The 815-nt window shown below is 38.3% G+C and carries 1 protein-coding gene; it reads left to right on the plus strand.

Features of this window, described 5'->3' with window-relative positions:
• On the plus strand, positions 1-815 hold an 815-nt coding region (locus Q0881_RS17710; RefSeq protein ID WP_299163290.1), incomplete at both ends, for a hypothetical protein.

Consider the following 815-nt stretch of genomic DNA (forward strand, 5'->3'; position numbering starts at 1 on the left):
GGAGGAACAGGAACTTATGTATATAGTTTAACAGTAGGCGGAACAGTAGTAGCGAGTCAAACATTAACAGCAACTACGCATACATTTACCAACTTAGGCGGAGCCTTATATGTAGTTAATGTGCGAGATTCAAATAGTTGTGATGCAGGAACGCCAACGAATGTAACAATCTCACCAAACTTAGACTTCTCATTAACAGAGACTAAAAAGTTAGATTGTTCTGTAACACCAGCAGCGTCAGTAAGCTTAAATGTGTTATCAGGATCAGGAACTTATGAGTATGAAGTTGTAGGAGCAGTAAGTGGTACCTTAGTAGCACAAACAGCAATGGCAACCAATCCATTAGTGTTTAATCCAACAGTAGCTGATACGTATACAGTAACAATTACAGATACAGGAGCAACACCAAACTGTTCAATTAATAAAACAATAGTAATTCAACCAGCGTTGCAACCAGACTTTACAGCAGTAGCAACGACGAATGATATTTGTAATGGAGATGCAACAGGAGTAATTCAATTGACAGCGACTGATAATGGAATTTTACCATTAGGATATACAATAAGTTCGGTGCCAGCAGCAGCGGCAGGAGCAGCAGTATTTAATGCAGGAACACAAACGTACACAAATTTAGCAGAAGCGGTTTATACAATTACAGCAACAGGAACAAACAGTTGTACAACAGATAGAGTAGTAACGATATCAGATAATGCAATAATAGATGTTTCAGCAGCAGTAACAGTATCAGAGTTTGGATGTACAACAGCAAATACAACAAATAATGCAACGATAACAGTGAATCCAGGAGCTATTAC

Source organism: uncultured Tenacibaculum sp. (assembly GCF_947494125.1).
In the GTDB taxonomy this organism is placed as follows: domain Bacteria; phylum Bacteroidota; class Bacteroidia; order Flavobacteriales; family Flavobacteriaceae; genus Polaribacter.